Origin of the sequence: Streptomyces anulatus, assembly GCF_000721175.1 — a bacterium.
Taxonomy (GTDB): Bacteria; Actinomycetota; Actinomycetes; order Streptomycetales; family Streptomycetaceae; genus Streptomyces; species Streptomyces anulatus_C.
On record NZ_JOEZ01000105.1, the window covers coordinates 1 to 1,016 of the forward strand.

General features: G+C 69.6%; 1 protein-coding gene. It reads left to right on the top strand.

What is annotated here, in order from left to right:
• Nucleotides 1–120 precede the first annotated feature (120 nt).
• Nucleotides 121–1,016 (top strand): IS481 family transposase (locus IG90_RS0138680; RefSeq protein ID WP_030596068.1); only part of this gene is annotated, 896 nt, incomplete at its 3' end.

Sequence of the window (1,016 nt, forward strand, 5' to 3'; positions counted from 1 at the left end):
TGTATTGCCCCGGGAGGTTGTGGACGGGTGATGCAGCTCTCGGCTGAGGGATCTTGAACGGGTGAGGGCCTTCCGGGTTCGGTGTGGATTGCGACGTCTACACCGACCAGAAAGGCCCTCGTGCCCCACCGTAATGCACCCCTGACCGAGACCGGACGCCTCCGCCTGGCCCGCTGCGTCGTCGAGGACGGCTGGCCGCTGCGGCGGGCCGCCGAACGCTTCCAGGTCTCACCCACCACCGCCCAGCGGTGGGCCGACCGCTACCGAGCCCTGGGCGAGGCCGGGATGGCGGACCGGCCCTCCCGCCCTCACCACAGCCCACGCCGGACGCCTACCCGCACCGAACGGCGGATCATCAAGGTCCGGCTCGCCCGGCGGTGGGGTCCTGCCCGCATCGCCCACCTCCTGGGCCTGGTGCCCTCGACCGTGCACCGGGTGCTGACACGGTTCGGTCTGGCGCGCCTCGCGCATCTGGACCGGGCCACCGGACGTGTCATACGCCGCTACGAACGCGAACGGCCAGGCGAGCTCGTCCACGTCGACATCAAGAAGCTCGGCAACATCCCCGACGGCGGCGGGCACAAGGTCCTGGGCCGCCAGGCCGGCCGCAGGACCCGTAAGAACGCGGGCTACAGCTACATCCACACCGCCGTCGACGACCACTCCCGCCTCGCCTACAGCGAGATCCTCGCCGACGAGAAGAAGGAAACCGCCACCGGCTTCTGGGCCCGAGCCCAGGAATTCTTCACCTCCTGCGGGATCACCGTCGAGCGGGTGCTGACCGACAACGGCTCCTGCTACCGCTCCCACGACTGGCGTGACCTGCTCGCCGCAGCCGGGATCACCCACAAGCGAACCCGGCCCTACCGGCCCCAGACCAACGGCAAGGTCGAACGCCTCAACCGCACACTCCTGGACGAGTGGGCCTACGCCCGCCCCTACCAATCAGAGCAGGAACGACGCGACGCCTTCCCCGGCTGGCTCCACACCTACAATCACCACCGCGGACACACCGC